Here is a 14,847-nt window from a genome sequence, read left to right as displayed (position 1 = left end):
TCGGCCATGATCGAGGTCGTGGGCATCGGGGACGACGGGTGGAGTGGTCTCTCTGAAGCCTCACGACACCTCGTGGAACGGGCTGACACCGTCATCGGAAGCCCACGTCAGCTCGACCTGCTGCCGTCGATGGGACAGCAGGAACGGCGCACCCTGCCGTCGCCGCTGCGTGACAACCTGCAGTCGCTTGTCGGCGAATCAGGCAGGCACACAGTTGTTCTCGCATCCGGAGACCCGTTGTTGTCGGGCATCGGAACGACGCTGATCAAGGCAGTTGGTCGGGAGGCGGTGCGTGTCCACCCGGCGCTCTCGTCGGAGACGCTGGCCCGCGCTCGGATGGGGTGGTCGGCGGAGTCCGTCGACGTCGTCACCCTCGTCCGCCGCTCCACGGACCGTTTCCTTCCGTTCGTCACCCCTGGTGCCCGTCTCGTCCTGCTCTGTTCGGACGGTGACGGCCCCGCGGAGGTTGCACGCCTTGCCGCAGAGGCAGGCGCCGGAACTGCACAGCTCACCGCGTGGTGGCACCTCGGTGGCCAGAACGAGGGCTCGCACAGCACCACCTGCGCTGCGTGGGGTGACGAACGCACCCCTGACCTCGTCGTCGTGTGCCTCGAGGTCGGTGTTCTCGACGCCGAACCACAAACCCTCGGGCCGGCCCCCGGTCGTGCCGACGACGCTTTCGAGCACGACGGACTCATCACGAAGCGAGACGTGCGTGCCACCGCCCTCGCCCGGCTGCGCCCGTGGCCCGGTCAGGTCCTGTGGGACCTCGGAGCCGGCTCGGGGGCCGTGGGGATCGAGTGGTGCCTCGCTGCCCCGCGGGCCCGCACGGTCGCCATCGAGCGCGATCCCGACCGTGCCGATCGGGTGACGCAGAACGCCGCCCGCTTCGGTGTCTCCTCCCGCGTGGACGTCCACGTCACCAGCACGAGCGCCGCCGTGCGCGACGACGACCTGCCTCGACCGGATGCCGTCTTCCTCGGCGGTGGACTGGATCGTGACGTCCTGGACGCCGCGATCGCAGCGTTGCGGCCCGGTGGTCGTCTCGTCGCCCACGCCGTGACGAGAGAGAGCGAAGCGCTGCTTCACGAGGTACACCGCACGCACGGCGGCTCACTCACCCGCCTTGCCGTCGAACATCTCGAGCCTCTCGGGCGCTTCAACGGCTGGAAGCCTGCCCGTAGCGTCGTTCAGTGGTGCCTGACGCGGCCCCCCAGGTCGAAGGAGTCCGCATGACCGTCCACTTCATCGGTGCCGGTCCGGGTGCGGCCGATCTCCTCACGCTGCGCGCCGTGAACCTGCTCGAGCGCTCGTCGGTGTGCCTGTTCGCCGGCACCTACCTCGACGCGGCCGTGCTCGCTCACCTGCCCGCCGACGCCGAACGTATCGACACGCAACGTCTCGACCTCGACGACATCACGCGCCTCATGGCCGAGGCTCACGCCCGCGGAGCGGACGTCGCGCGGCTGTGCTCGGGCGACCCGTCGATCTACTCGGCTCTCGCCGAGCAAACCCGACGACTCGACGCTCTCGGGGTGCCGTGGGAGGTCTGCCCGGGCGTGCCCGCCTACGCGGCCACAGCCGCCGTCATCGGACGAGAGCTCACGGCCCCTGAGGTGACGCAGTCGCTCGTCCTTACCCGCGCCCAGCGCGATTCGACGAAGATGCCGCCGGGGGAGGAGCTTGCGAACTTCGCCCGCACGGGTGCGACCCTCGCGCTGCACCTGGCAATCCGTCACACGGACCGGTTGTGCGCCGAACTCGCGGAGCACTACGGCCCGGAATGCCCTGTTGTCGTCGGGTACCGCGTGAGTACGCCCGAGCAGCTCGTCCTGCGCGGAACGCTGACCTCGATGCCTGCCCTGGTGGCAGATGCCGGGCTGCGTCAGGCCGCTGTCATCCTCGTCGGCCCTGCCCTCGCGAACGACGACTTCGTCGAGTCGCACCTCTACAGCGCGTGTCGCGAGCGTCTGACCGGCGACTGACGCTCGGCGCCCATCAGGCGGTACTTCAGCTGACGAAGCGCGGCGACCAGACGCGGCCGTCCTCGGTCATCCGCGTCGAACTCGCGCCGACGATGACGAGGCACCCCATGTCGATCGTCTCCGGATCCAACTCGCCGAGCGTCGTCGTGCGCAGTTCCTCGGCGTCGCGACCGACGTGGCGAGCCACGGCCACCACCCGGTCGTGGGGCAGCTCCTCGCGCAGGACGGTGAGTGCGTCGCCGAACTGGTGCGGCCGGCTCGCCGATCGGGGGTTGTAGAAGGCCATGGCCAGATCGGCTTGGGCGCAGGCTCGCAGTCGCGCGTCGATGACATCCCACGGCTTGAGGCGGTCCGACAGCGAGATGAGCGCGTGATCGGCACCGAGGGCCGCGCCCGCGAGGGCCGACGCGGCATGAGCTGCCGTGATGCCAGGAACGACGTGCACGGTGACGTTGCGCAGACCTGCGTCGGCGTTCTCGCGCGCCTCGAACACCGCTGACGCCATGCCGAACACGCCCGCGTCGCCACCCGAGACCACTGCGACATCCTCGCCGTCGGCGGCAAGGCGCAGCGCGAGGGCCCCTCGGTCGACCTCGACGGTGTTGCCGCTCGCGTGACGCGTCAGCCCGGGGCGCTGCGGCACGCGCTCGACGTACGGCGCGTACCCGATGACGTGGGCGACTCGACCCAGGACCTCGGTCGCTTCGGGGCTCAGCCAGCGGTCGGGACCGGGCCCGAGGCCGACGACGTGAACCGTCCCTACCGCGCCCGAAGGGCTGGTTGACGGAGTCGGTGCGGATCCCTCCGCGCGGCCGGCAGCGTCAGCCCGCCTGTCGAGGCCGGGAACGACGACGAGCGCCATGTACGGCACCGTCTCGGGATCGACGTCGGCGACCGGCAGCACTCGTTCACCGTCGCGGCTGGCCCGCTCGACGTACACGGCGCGTTCGAGCAGGTTCGCCTGGCGCAGTGCCTCACGCACATTGGCGAACGTGCGCCCGAGCTTCATGATGACGGCGGCGTCGGTGTCGGCGAGGCGACGCGCGAGTTCCGGCGCGGGCAAGGTGCCCGGCAGAACCGTGAGTACGTCCTCGTGACGGCACAACCCTGAACCGATGGCCGCTGTCGCGCCGGAGACGGACGTGACGCCGGGAACCCGATGCGTCTCGAACTCCTCGGCGAGCAGGTCGTGGACGTACATCGACGAGCCGTAGAAGAAGGGGTCGCCCTCCGCGAGGAGGACGACGGTGCGTCCTGCGCGCAGGTGCGCACCCAGCCGGGCGGCGCAGTCGAGGTAGAAGTCGGCCAGGGCGCCGTGGTACCCGCGCGGGTGGGCCGCCTCCCCGGTCGTCACGGGGTAGACGAGCTCCTCCTCGACGGCGGGCACCGCACGCTCGGCGAGGAGTTCGGCAACGATGGAACGCGCGATGCTCGATCGCTTCGGGCCCCGGTGGTAGGCGACGACATCCGCCGACTCCACGAGGCGGGCCGCCTTGAGGGTGATGAGCTCGGGATCGCCTGGCCCGAGTCCGACGACGTGCAGAGCTGCGTGTGCCGACGCGCTCATGCCAGCTCGTCCCGCGTCGCGAGAGCATTGATCGTGGCAGCAGCCATGGCCGAGCCGCCCCGACGTCCGTGCACCGTGAGCCACGGCACCGGCCCGCCCTCGGGGGCGAAGGTGCTCAACGCGATCTTGGATTCGGCCGAGCCGACGAAGCCCACCGGCATGCCGATGATCGCTGCGGGGCGCGGGCCGCCGTCGGCGATGACCTCGAGAAGGTGGAACAACGCCGTCGGTGCGTTGCCGATCGCGACCACTGCGCCGTCGAGCCATGGCTCCCAGAGCGAGACAGCGGCCGCGGAGCGCGTCGTACCCCACGCGCGAGCGAGGTCGGGCACCGCCGGGTCGCGCAGGGTGCAGCGCACCTCGTTGTCGGCCGGAAGGCGGCGGCGCGTCACGCCGTTCGCGAGCATGAACGAGTCGGTGAGAATGTTCGCGCCGGCGCTGAGGGCGTTGTGAACGGCGTCGGCGACGTCGGGGCTTCCCTCGATCTCACCGACGATGTCGACGTCGCCCGCCGCGTGGATGATGCGAACGGCCGCCGTGTGCAGTGACTCGGGCAGCGTTGACAGGTCGGCTTCTCGTCGGATGGTCGCGAACGACTCTCGGTAGATCGCCTGCCCGTCACGTTCGTACGCATACCGGCGGGTGGGGGGCGTCGTCATCGGTCACCTCGTGCGTCGGCCACGTCGTCGGCGCTGCGCGGCGCCACGACGAGGGTGTGGGTGGAAGTCGGTCGGCCGCAGGCTCGTTCGCAGCCCACGATGTGAAGGCGTCCGTCGGCCTCGGGGGCGGGGGTTGTGCGGGCGATCTCGACGGTGGGGGAGTCGGTGCGGCGGCAGAATGGCGCGCCGATGCAGGCCGTCACACGGCGTCGCGGATCCGTCGCGCTGTGGAATCCGGCCGCAATCAGTTCATCGAGCGCCTCGGGCGACGTGTCGGCGGGTAGGACGAGGCTCCGGTGCGGCGTCACGACGATCCGTGCCGACGAGCCGAGGGTCGCGACCAACGCGTCGGCCAGGACGGGAGTGAGAAAGCCGAGAGGTACTCCGAGTTCGGTGAGCTCCACGCTGCTCACGCCCGTCGGGTCGGAGCCTCGCCCGTGCTCAGCGGTAGTGGTGTCACCGCCTCCATCGTCGTCATCGTCGAAGCCGTCGAACACCGGGGAGTTGGCGGGCAGATCACGCAGGTTCCACACGGCCTCCGACTCTCGGACGGCGAGGAACCGGTTCGCCACGTCGAGCAGAGCGCTCACGGCCTCGGCGGGGGAGCAGGGGCGCGACTGTCGGCCGGCGAGGAGGCGACCGGATGTGGGCGAGAACCTTTGGAACGCCACGTCGTACGGCGCGTCCAGCGAAGGGCCCATCTCGTCGGAGAGTGCGTAGAGCCACCGTCCCGGAAGCGTGGCGAGGGCGTCGTCCCGCTGCAGTCGGTCATCGAGTTCGCTGACGAGCCAGTCTAGTTCGGGCGACGGGTCGGCAACAATGTTGCGAACGCGCTCGTGGGTGGCCGAGGGGAGCAACCCCAGTCGCTCCACCGTCCGGACGAAGGGCTCCGGCAGCGGCTCGGGCAAGCCGCGGAGTTGAAGATTGCCGCGTGACGTCAGCTGGACGAAGGGTGCCCCGAATTCCTCGGCGAGAGCGGAGATGTCGACCAATTCCGTTGTGTCGGTGCGTCCCCCAGGAAGTCGCAGCCGGACGATGGCGCCGTCGTCGGCGGCGAACGGTCGCAGGACTCCGGGGCAGCGATCGTGAATCTGGCGGGACGGCACGGCGCCCAGCATAGGGGTAAGCCAGGTAGGGTCGGGGCTGGTCGTGAGCTGCGGAACCCGGTGTGAATCCGGGACGGTCCCGCCACTGTGAGCCCTCGTGCAAGTCAGGAACGCCGCCGCGACCGGCTCGCCGGGAACCCGGGAGAGTCCACGACGTCGACGTGAGCGCGGACACTCACGAAGGAGCGCCTGATGGCTCGTATTGCCCTGATCTCAACCTCCGACACGGACCTGCGCAGCGCGCGGTCCAGCGGTGCGGACTACGCCATCGCCAACCCGGCCCGGCCGCGCCCGATCGGCGAGGTCACCGACGGAGCTGACATCGTCGTCGTGCGCCTTCTCGGCGGACCACAGGACCTCTTCGACGGCTTCGACGCCCTCGCTGCGTCAGGTTTCCCGGTCGTCGTCCTCGGCGGCGAGCAGGAGCCGAACGCGGCGCTCATCGCGTGCTCGACCACCCCGCCCGGCGTCGCCCGCCAGGCCCACGACTACCTCGCTCAGGGTGGTGCGACGAACCTCGCGTCGCTGCACGCCTTCCTCAGCGACACCCTCCTGCTCACCGGTGAGGGCTTCGACCCGCCGGTCACGACCCCGTCGTGGGGTGTCCTCGAGCGCCCGGAAGCTCCCACGCCGGACGGGCCCCGGGTCGGAGTGCTCTTCTACCGAGCCCAGTACGTCGCGGACAACGTCGCCTACGTCCACGCCCTGGCCGACGCTCTCGATGCCGCGGGTGGTGTCGGCGAACCGGTTTTCGTGTCGTCGCTGCGCGACCCCGAAGCCGAGTTGCTCGAGCACCTGCGTCGCTACGACGCCCTCGTCACCACGGTGCTCGCCGCGGGCGGCACGCGTCCGGCCAGCGCCGGCGCCGGTGAGGACGACGAGAGTTGGGACGTTCAGGCGTTGGCCGCGCTCGACGTGCCGATCGTCCAGGGGCTGTGCCTCACCTGGGAGCGTGAGGACTGGCTCGACTCCGACGACGGCATGACGCCGCTCGACGTGGCGACCCAGGTCGCCGTGCCCGAGTTCGACGGGCGCATCATCTCGGTGCCGTTCTCCTTCAAGGAGTTCGACGAGGACGGTCTCGCCACCTACGTCGCCGACCCGGAGCGCTGCGCACGTGTCGCCGGCATCGTGCTCGGCCACGCCCGCCTGCGTCGGCTCGCGCCGTCCGAGCGCCGCATCGCCGTCGTGCTGTCGGCGTACCCGACGAAGCACTCCCGCATCGGTAACGCCGTGGGCCTCGACACGCCTGTCTCGACCATTCGGTTGTTGCGCGCCATGCGTGACGCGGGCTACGACCTCGGCGAGCCCGGTGCCATTCCCGGGCTCGACGGTGTCGGCGGGGAGCACGGCGTCGCACCCGTCGACGACGAGCACCCGGACACCACAGCAGGCAACGCGCTCATCCACGCCCTCATCGCCGCTGGCGGGCAGGATCCGGACTGGCTGACGGATGCTCAGCTCGGCGACGCCCACGTCCGTATCCCTGCCGCGACCTACCGCCGTTGGTTCGACGCGCTACCGAGCGACCTCACCGACGCGATGCGCGAGCACTGGGGAGAAGCGCCCGGTGAGCTCTTCGTCGACCGCCAGGAGAACCCCGACGGTGACATCGTCGCGGCGGCCATGCGCAGCGGCAACCTCGTCATCCTCGTCCAGCCGCCGCGCGGGTTCGGCGAGAACCCGATCGCCATCTACCACGACCCCGACCTTCCGCCCACGCACCACTACCTCGCCACCTACCGCTGGCTCGAGGAGGAGTTCGGCGCGCACGCCGTTGTCCACATGGGCAAGCACGGCAACCTCGAATGGATGCCGGGCAAGAGCCTGGGCATGTCGGCCTCCTGCGGCACGGACGCGGCCCTCGGCAGCCTGCCGCTCATCTACCCGTTCCTCGTCAACGATCCGGGTGAGGGCACCGAGGCCAAGCGCCGAGCGCACGCGACGATCGTCGATCACCTCGTGCCGCCGATGGCCCGCGCCGAGGGGTACGGCGACATCGCGCGCCTCGAGCAGCTGCTCGACGAGTACGGAAACGTCTCGGTCATGGACCCGGCGAAGGCGCCCGCGCTGCGCGGTGAGATCTGGACCCTCATTCGGGCAGCGGAGCTGCACCACGACCTCGGTCTCGACGAGCAGCCGGACGAGGACGACTTCGACGAGTTCGTCATGCACGTCGACGGGTGGCTGTGCGAGATCAAGGACGTCCAGATCCGTGACGGTCTGCACGTTCTCGGGCGCGCGCCGGAGGGCGACGAACTCGTCAACCTCGTCGTGGCGATGCTCCAGTCCCGCCAGCTGTTCGGCGGCGGTGGTGACGGTGTTCCCGGCTTGCGGACCTCCCTCGGACTCGAGGTGACGAGCACCGATCGCACCGCGACGGACGCCGCGCAGGAGCGGGCACACGCCCTCGTCAGTGCCTTGGCGCAGGCGGGATGGTCAGCCGACGCGGTGTCCTCCATCGTCGCGGAGCAACTCGACGGTCTGGCCGACGTCGACCGCTCGGGCGTCGAGGCCTCGCTGACGTTCGCTGCAACCCAGGTCGTGCCCCGCCTCGCCCAGACGCCTGACGAGCTGACGGCCGTCCTCCATGCCCTCGACGGTGGGTACACGCCGGCCGGCCCCAGCGGCTCGCCGCTGCGCGGCCTCGTCAACGTGTTGCCGACGGGCCGCAACTTCTACTCGGTCGACCCCAAGGCCATTCCGAGCCGTCTCGCGTACGAGACGGGCACGGCCATGGCCGACTCGCTGCTCGCGAAGTACCGCGACGAGCACGGTGAGTGGCCCGAGTCCGTGGGCTTGTCCGCGTGGGGCACCTCGGCGATGCGGACGAGCGGCGACGACATCGGCGAGATCCTCGCCCTGCTGGGCGTCACGCCGACCTGGGACGAGCAGTCCCGACGCGTCGTCGGCCTCGAGCCGATCCCCCTCGACGACCTCGGCCGGCCCCGCATCGACGTCACGGTGCGCATCTCGGGCTTCTTCCGTGACGCGTTCCCGCACGTCATCGCGATGCTGGACGACGCCGTCCGCCTCGTCGTCGACCTCGACGAACCCGACGACATGAACTTCGTGCGCGCCCACGCCCGCGCCGACGTCGTGGCCCACGGCGACGAGCGCCGTGCTCGCACGCGCGTGTTCGGTTCGAAGCCGGGCTCCTACGGGGCCGGTCTGCTGCAGGTCATGGACTCGGGCAACTGGCGCAGCGACGCCGACCTCGCCGAGGTGTACACGACCTGGGGCGGCTACGCGTACGGCCGCGACCTCGACGGCGCTCCGGCCCGCGACGACATGGAGCGCAACTACCGCCGCATCAAGGTGGCGGCGAAGAACGTCGACAACCGCGAGTCGGACATCCTCGATTCGGACGACTACTTCCAGTACCACGGCGGCATGGTGGCCACGGTCAAGGCACTCACGGGTGAGGAGCCGGAGGCGTACGTCGGCGACTCGACGACGCCCGACGCCATCAGGACCCGCACGCTCACGGAGGAGACCTCGCGCATCTTCCGTGCGCGCGTCGTCAACCCGCGCTGGATCGCCGCGATGCGACGTCACGGATACAAGGGTGCCTTCGAACTGGCCGCCACCGTCGACTACCTCTTCGGCTTCGACGCGACGAGCCACGTCGTGCCCGACTGGATGTACGAGCAGATCGCCCAGTCCTACGTGCTCGACGAGCAGACGCAGGAGTTCATGCGCCACGCGAACCCGTGGGCGTTGCACGGCATCGTCGAGAAGCTCGGGGAAGCCGCCGACCGTGGCCTGTGGGAGAACCCGAACCCGGAGACGATGGCCGCGATGCAGCAGGTTTACCTCGACGTCGAAGGGGAGCTGGAGCAGTGACGCCGTCGGGCGCGCCCCGACGACCGCGACCGACGGTCGGGGACGCCTCCTCCGCACGGGAACGCCGGGAGGATCCGCGCGGCTGGGCCATGGGTGAGCAGGTCACCGAGGCACTAGGGCAGGTCATCGCCGGGCGACGTGACATCCGTCGGTACCGGCCGGATCCGGTTGAGCCCGAACTGCTCGAGCGGGTGCTCGAGGCGGGTCACAGCGCGCCCTCGGTGGGCCACAGTCAGCCCTGGCGGTTTGTCGTCGTTCGCTCACCCGAGACGCGCGAGCGCGCAGCGCACCTGGCGGACACGGCGCGGCTGCGTCAGGCACGTGACCTGCTGCCGGAACGCGCCGCGCGCCTCCTCGACCTCAAGCTCGAGGGTCTGCGGGAGGCACCCATCGGCATCGTCGTGGCCTGCGATCGGCGGACGCAGGCGAACGGAGTTCTCGGACGGGCCACGTTCACCGAGACGGACGTCTGGTCGTGCGCCTGCGCCATCCAGAACATGTGGCTCACGGCGCGCTCGCTCGGCCTCGGGATGGGGTGGGTGACGCTCTTCGAGCCGTCCGACCTGGCCGGCCTCATCGGGGCACCCGAGGGAGTCGAGACGCTGGGGTGGATGTGCCTGGGCTGGCCGGACGAGCGCCCGCCGGAGCCCGGCCTGCAGCGCGCGTCCTGGTCGACGAAGCTGCCGCTCGAGGAGGTCGTGCTCGAGGAGCGGTGGCCCGAGGGCGACGGGGCACCGGCGCAACCGCTGTCCCACCTGCGCGCACCCGGCGGCGACGCACTCGTCGACGCTGGGGACGGCGCGGACACCCTGCTCGCACCGCCGGAGTCACTGGGCATCCTCGACCGGGCCCTCAACCGTGTCGTGGCAACGTCCGGTCCGCAGACCTCCGGAGGTCGCCTGATCCTGGCGGGTGCCGACCACCCCGTCGTGGACCTCGGCATCAGCGCCTACGAGGCGCACGTGACGGCCGACGTTCTCGCGCACGCCCTGACCGAGCCGAGCTCGCTCGGAGCAGCACACGCCCGTGCGGCAGGTCTTGCCGTGGACGTCGTGGACGCCGGCGTGAAGGAGGCTGTCACCGGGGCAGTCGATGCACGACCCCGTGGCAAGCGAGGCAACCTTCGGGACGCCGACGCCCTCACCGACAACGACCTGGAGCGCTGCGTCACCGTCGGTGAGAACGTCGGGCGGCGGGCCGCCGCCGACGGACTGGTCGTCCTCGGCGAGGTGGGTGTCGGCAACACGACCGTGGCGGCCGCACTGACGTGCGCGCTGCTCGGCGTCGACGCCGACGACGTCGTCGGGCTCGGTTCGGGAGCCGATGCTGCGATGTCGAAGCGCAAGCTCGAGGTCGTCAGCGCCGCCATGGAGCGTTCGGGAACCTTCGGCTCGGACGCCGACGCTGCCCGGCGAGCCCTGCGTTGTCTCGGAGGACCCGAGATCGCCGTTCTCACGGGAGTCTGCCTCGCAGCGGCGGACGCCGGCACGACGATCGTGCTCGACGGACTCGCGACCTCCGTGGCCGCGCTCGTCGCGTGCCGTCTCGAGCCGGCGGTGCAGGGTTACCTCGTCGCTGGCCAGCGCAGCAGGGAGAAGGGGCACGCACTCGTCCTCACGGAACTCGGACTTGAGCCCTTGCTCGATCTGCGTCTGCGTGCCGGTGAAGGTGTCGGCGGAGTGCTCGCCGCCGGGATGCTCCTGCGCGGGCTCGAGGCGCGCCGCACGAGCATCAGGACGACCGACTGAGGCGTGTCACGACCGCCAGGGCGTGATGTAGTCGTTCGCCGGCCAGCCCTCCACAGCTGCCAGCAGCTCACCGGCCGTCGCGCCGTCCAGCTCCTCACGGATGATGTCCGCGTGGCCCGCGTGCCGAGCGAACTCCTCGACGTGGTGGACGTAGAGGTAGCGCAGCTTCGCTGGGCGCGCCTCGTCCATCCCGAACCACGGCATGGGCCCCACGGGCAGTTCTGTTTCGACGTCACCCTCTCGACACATCTGTGTGTACTGGGCACGCACGTCGTCGAAGACCCCGAGAAGCGCGTCGAGCGTCTCCTCCGGGGTGGGCGTGAAGCTCGCGGCGAACGCCTCGAACGGCTGGTCGTATTCGTGGTGTCGCGCCGGACAAGGACTGCTTCATGCAATAGACGATGTGCTTGACGATGCCGCTGATGCTGAGCGCACTCCGCAGCGGCGTCCGGCGGGCCTGCTCGTCGTCGAGGCCGTACGCGCTCGCACGGATCGCGTCGAGTTGGACATCGAGGTAGTTGCACAACGTGGTGCGTTCGTCGTCGATCTGGGGCAGGTACATGGCGGTTCCCTTTCGTCATTGGCTCGTGCCGTAGAACCATATGAGCGCACCTTCCGGACAGGTTCGGTCCGCTGTGTCGGGCAGGATGAGCACATGGCGGAAACGACACACCGCGTCCTGCGCCTGCTCGGACTCCTGGAATCGCGCACGTCCTGGCAGGGGCAGGAACTCGCGGATCGCCTCGGGGTGACCGAGCGCACGGTACGACGCGACGTGGTGCGTCTTCGTGAGCTCGGGTACCCGGTCGAGGGCGAACGTGGACTTGACGGCGGATACTGCCTCGGGGCTGGGCGCGGTTTACCGCCGCTCGTGCTCGACGACGACGAGGCCGTGGCGATGGTCGCGTGTCTACGAATGGCGGCACTATCGGGCACCGATGAGATCGGTGAGGCGGCCCTTCGCGCGCTGACGAAGCTGGATCAAGTCCTCCCTCCGAGGCTTCGCGCTGTCGCCTCGGCTCTGGACGATGCCACGCGCGCACTGCCACGAACGCGGCCCGCGGTCGATCTGCGCGTGCTGCAGCAATTGGCCACGGCACAGCGCGACCGGACGCTGGTGCGGTTCGGCTACCGCAAGGCCGACGGCGAGACGTCCTTGCGTGAAGTGGAACCTGGGCGACTCATCACCCAGGGAGAGCGCTGGTATCTCCAGGCGTATGACCGAGGGCGTCAGGATTGGCGCGTGTTCCGACTCGATCGGATGGACGAGCTTCGCGTGACGTCCTGGTCGTTCGCGCCGAAAGCGGTGCCGCCTCATGATCAGCACCGTGATCTGGAGGAGAGGTTCGAGTGCGTCCTGCGCTTCGAGATGGCCGTCGACGTTTCGCGGGTGGCTCGCAGGATCCCCGCGGCCTTCCGCGAAGAACTTGAGGCCACGGCCACAGGCTGCCTCTTTCGGGTGGGCGCGCTCAGTTGGAATGTTCTCGCGTGGGAGATGCTGGGCGTCGCCCGGGATCTCGAGAGTCCGGTTCGGGTTCCCGCCCAACCACACGCCGAGGCCTTCCGCTCGGCCTGTGACCGCATCACGCGCCAGATGCAGACGCTGGTGGTGGCAGGGGATTCGTCGGCGCCGGTGGACGTGAGGCGTCAGGCTTCGGCAGCCGAGGCCGACGACACGGCACCGAGGGCGTAGACGTCCATGATCCATCCGTGCTCGGCGCGCAGCCGCGCGCGCAGGTCGACGATGTCGTCGATGACCTCGTCGAGCGGCCCGGAGCGCAACTCCTGTTGAGGTAGCCCGAGGTAGGCACCCCAGTGGAGGACGAGGTCGGGTGCCCGCTCCCGCAGGCCCGCACAGTGAAGCGAGCCGTCGAGCATGACGACGAACGCAGCGTCCGGGCTCCAGTCGGCTTCGAGTCGACGTCCGGTCGTGATGTGGATCGGCTTGCCGATCTCGTGCAGGACGATGCCGTGCTCGGCCGCGAGGGCCTGGAACGCCGATATGCCGGGTACGACGTGGACGTCGAAGTCGCGGGTAGCGCGCATCCGCTCGACGACGCGGATCGTCGAGTCGTAGAACGCCGGGTCACCCCAGACGAGGAAGCCAACGCTCACCTCGGGATCGAGGGCGTCGATCGTGTCGCCCCACAGCTGCGCGCGCGCCTCGTGCCAGTCGTCGACGCCTCGGCGGTACTGGCCGCCATCGCGCTGCGCGTCCGGCCCGCGCTCGGGGTCGGGCAGCGTGACGAAGCGGTAGCTGCCCGGCTCGAGGTGGCGCCGGCACAGCTCTTCGCGCACGGCCACGAGTTGGGCCCTGTCCTCGCCCTTGCCCGCGACGAGGAAGACGTCGACCTCGCGCATCGCGGCGATCGCGCCGAGCGTGAGGTGATCGGGCGCGCCGGCACCGATGCCGATGACGTTGACTCTTCTGCCGGTCACGGTGCCTCCTGGGCGAGTTCGAGAAGGTGATCGAGGTCGAGCGACGCCTCACACGCGTCAGCGAGGGCGTCGATCATCGCGCTGCGTCGCGCGCGGAAGCCTGGCGCCGTGAGGTCGGGCGTCCACGCGGAGCCGACCGCCGCTGCGACCTCGGTGAGCCAGGCGCGTCGGAAGCCGTCGTTCTCGAAGGTGCCGTGCCAGATCGTGCCCCATACCGAGCCCGAGGCCGAGCCGCCGGGGAACGTCGGTTCCGCGTCGACGACGCCGTGATGGATCTCGTACCCGTCGACGTCGTGGCCTTTCCACCGTTCATTCGGGCGGGCGAGCACCTTCTCGTCGTGGAACGTCACGCGGCCGGCGAGCACGCTCAACCCCGTGACGGTGCCGGCGGAGGATTCGACGGCATCCTCGATCGTCTCGACGAGCATTTCGTACCCACCGCAGATGCCGAGCACCGGCCGACCCGCTGCTGCACGCTCGGTGACGACGGCGTCGAGGCCCTGGCGACGCAGCCATGCCAGGTCGTCGACGGTGGCACGGCTGCCGGGCAGGACAAGGAGGTCGGCTTCTCGGCAGCGATCGAGGTCGGTCGTGATGTGGACGTCGATGCCCGGTTCGGCGGCCAGCGCGTCGACGTCCGTCGCGTTCGACGTGCGCGGAAACCGCACGACAGCAACCGAAAGGCGCTCGGACATCGCGTCGCCGTCGGGTCGCCAGCGGCCGATCGACAGGGCGTCCTCCGAGTCGAGCCAGACGTCCGTGAGCCAGGGGAGCACCCCCGCGCACGAGAGGCCGGTTCGTCGACTGATCTCGTCGAGGCCCGGCGTGAGCACTGACGCGTCACCGCGGAACTTGTTGATGACGAACGTGCGAAGGAGCGCACGGTCCTCGTCGTCGAGCAACGCCCAGGTGCCGTAAAGCGCTGCGAGCACGCCGCCCCGGTCGATGTCGCCCACGAGGGCCACAGGTAGGCCGAAGCGCCTGGCCAGACCCATGTTGACGTAGTCACCCGCCCGAAGATTGATCTCCGCCGGGGAGCCTGCACCCTCGGTGACGACGAGGTCGACGCTCGCCCGGAGTTCCTCGTACGCGGCGAAGGCTGCTTCGGCCAGGTGGGTGCGGCCCGTCGCGTACTCACCGGCCTCGAGCCGTCCGGCAGGCTTGCCGCGCACGACGACGAACGCCTGCCGGTCGCTGCCCGGCTTGAGGAGCACAGGGTTGTGCACCCCGCTCGCCTCGACACCGGCCGCCTCGCACTGCAGGTACTGAGCGCGCCCGATCTCCGCGCCGTCGGCGCACACCATCGAGTTGTTCGACATGTTCTGCGCCTTGAACGGCGCGACGCGGACCCCCTGGCGTGCCCACGCACGGCACAGGCCCGTGACGACGAGCGACTTGCCTGCGTCGGAGGACGTACCGGTCACGAGAAGGCCACTCACGAGCGTCCACCCTAACGGTCACGACGGCGTCTTCGGGGGCATGATGGTGCCGCCCGCG

Annotated in this window: 11 protein-coding genes, 1 pseudogene and 1 riboswitch; of the genes and pseudogenes, 5 read left to right on the top strand and 7 right to left on the bottom strand. The window is 70.1% G+C overall.

Going from position 1 to position 14,847, the window contains the following annotated elements:
* Nucleotides 1–6 precede the first annotated feature (6 nt).
* Nucleotides 7–1,236, top strand: coding sequence for a precorrin-6y C5,15-methyltransferase (decarboxylating) subunit CbiE (gene cbiE / locus D1832_RS02380; RefSeq protein WP_206609340.1), 1,230 nt, complete (start codon nt 7–9; stop codon nt 1,234–1,236).
* Nucleotides 1,233–1,985 (top strand): cobalt-precorrin-4/precorrin-4 C(11)-methyltransferase, encoded by a 753-nt coding sequence (locus D1832_RS02375; protein WP_118912452.1) that lies wholly within the window; start codon nt 1,233–1,235, stop codon nt 1,983–1,985. The genes cbiE and D1832_RS02375 overlap by 4 nt, the downstream gene beginning before the upstream one ends.
* A gap of 25 nt (nt 1,986–2,010) precedes the next feature.
* Here the strand turns inward: D1832_RS02375 and cobJ are convergent, their stop codons facing one another.
* The 3 genes from cobJ to D1832_RS02360 are packed head-to-tail and all read right to left on the bottom strand — an operon-like array spanning nt 2,011 to nt 5,317.
* Nucleotides 2,011–3,552, bottom strand: a complete 1,542-nt coding sequence (gene cobJ / locus D1832_RS02370; protein WP_118912451.1) for a precorrin-3B C(17)-methyltransferase — start codon at nt 3,550–3,552, stop codon at nt 2,011–2,013.
* On the bottom strand, nt 3,549–4,211 hold the full coding sequence (locus tag D1832_RS02365) for a precorrin-8X methylmutase (protein ID WP_118912450.1): 663 nt from the start codon (nt 4,209–4,211) through the stop codon (nt 3,549–3,551). Before D1832_RS02365 ends, cobJ begins: the two co-directional genes overlap by 4 nt.
* Complete coding sequence (locus D1832_RS02360) at nt 4,208–5,317, bottom strand: cobalamin biosynthesis protein CobG (RefSeq protein WP_241510817.1); 1,110 nt, start codon at nt 5,315–5,317, stop codon at nt 4,208–4,210. Before D1832_RS02360 ends, D1832_RS02365 begins: the two co-directional genes overlap by 4 nt.
* A 52-nt stretch (nt 5,318–5,369) precedes the next feature.
* Nucleotides 5,370–5,492, top strand: a riboswitch (cobalamin riboswitch).
* Nucleotides 5,493–5,509: 17 nt separating this feature from the next.
* Between D1832_RS02360 and cobN the strand changes: the two genes are divergently transcribed.
* Nucleotides 5,510–9,163 (top strand): cobaltochelatase subunit CobN, encoded by a 3,654-nt coding sequence (cobN, locus tag D1832_RS02355; protein WP_118912448.1) that lies wholly within the window; start codon nt 5,510–5,512, stop codon nt 9,161–9,163.
* Between the two features lie 89 nt (nt 9,164–9,252).
* A complete protein-coding gene (gene bluB, locus D1832_RS02350; RefSeq protein WP_118912447.1) occupies nt 9,253–10,911 on the top strand; it encodes a 5,6-dimethylbenzimidazole synthase in 1,659 nt (552 codons plus the stop codon).
* A 6-nt stretch (nt 10,912–10,917) separates the two neighbouring features.
* Here the strand turns inward: bluB and D1832_RS15995 are convergent.
* A pseudogene (locus tag D1832_RS15995) lies at nt 10,918–11,199 on the bottom strand (mycothiol transferase); the annotation flags it as partial.
* A complete protein-coding gene (locus D1832_RS16165; protein ID WP_206609338.1) occupies nt 11,144–11,473 on the bottom strand; it encodes a mycothiol transferase in 330 nt (109 codons plus the stop codon). The pseudogene D1832_RS15995 and the gene D1832_RS16165, both read right to left, overlap by 56 nt.
* A gap of 93 nt (nt 11,474–11,566) precedes the next feature.
* Between D1832_RS16165 and D1832_RS02340 the strand changes: the two genes are divergently transcribed.
* Nucleotides 11,567–12,604: a helix-turn-helix transcriptional regulator gene (locus D1832_RS02340; protein WP_118912446.1), complete on the top strand. Its 1,038-nt coding sequence runs from the start codon at nt 11,567–11,569 to the stop codon at nt 12,602–12,604.
* Here D1832_RS02340 and cobF read toward each other — a convergent pair.
* Together cobF and D1832_RS02330 are read right to left on the bottom strand one after the other, a co-directional pair.
* Complete coding sequence (gene cobF, locus D1832_RS02335) at nt 12,559–13,350, bottom strand: precorrin-6A synthase (deacetylating) (RefSeq protein WP_118912445.1); 792 nt, start codon at nt 13,348–13,350, stop codon at nt 12,559–12,561. The genes D1832_RS02340 and cobF overlap by 46 nt on opposite strands.
* A complete protein-coding gene (locus D1832_RS02330; protein ID WP_118912444.1) occupies nt 13,347–14,789 on the bottom strand; it encodes a cobyric acid synthase in 1,443 nt (480 codons plus the stop codon). The genes cobF and D1832_RS02330 overlap by 4 nt, the downstream gene beginning before the upstream one ends.
* Nucleotides 14,790–14,847: the final 58 nt, after the last annotated feature.

Source organism: Dermacoccus abyssi (genome assembly GCF_003515945.1).
GTDB classification, from domain to species: domain Bacteria; phylum Actinomycetota; class Actinomycetes; order Actinomycetales; family Dermatophilaceae; genus Dermacoccus; species Dermacoccus abyssi.
This window is presented reverse-complemented; position numbering and strand designations above follow the sequence as displayed.

Coding starts and splice junctions, on each gene's coding strand:
- D1832_RS16165 (WP_206609338.1), bottom strand. CDS start 11,473: ATGTACCTGCCCCAGATCGACGACGAACGCACCACGTTGTGCAACTAC.
- cobN (WP_118912448.1), top strand. CDS start 5,510: ATGGCTCGTATTGCCCTGATCTCAACCTCCGACACGGACCTGCGCAGC.
- bluB (WP_118912447.1), top strand. CDS start 9,253: ATGGGTGAGCAGGTCACCGAGGCACTAGGGCAGGTCATCGCCGGGCGA.
- D1832_RS02375 (WP_118912452.1), top strand. CDS start 1,233: ATGACCGTCCACTTCATCGGTGCCGGTCCGGGTGCGGCCGATCTCCTC.
- cbiE (WP_206609340.1), top strand. CDS start 7: ATGATCGAGGTCGTGGGCATCGGGGACGACGGGTGGAGTGGTCTCTCT.
- cobJ (WP_118912451.1), bottom strand. CDS start 3,552: ATGAGCGCGTCGGCACACGCAGCTCTGCACGTCGTCGGACTCGGGCCA.
- D1832_RS02365 (WP_118912450.1), bottom strand. CDS start 4,211: ATGACGACGCCCCCCACCCGCCGGTATGCGTACGAACGTGACGGGCAG.
- D1832_RS02340 (WP_118912446.1), top strand. CDS start 11,567: ATGGCGGAAACGACACACCGCGTCCTGCGCCTGCTCGGACTCCTGGAA.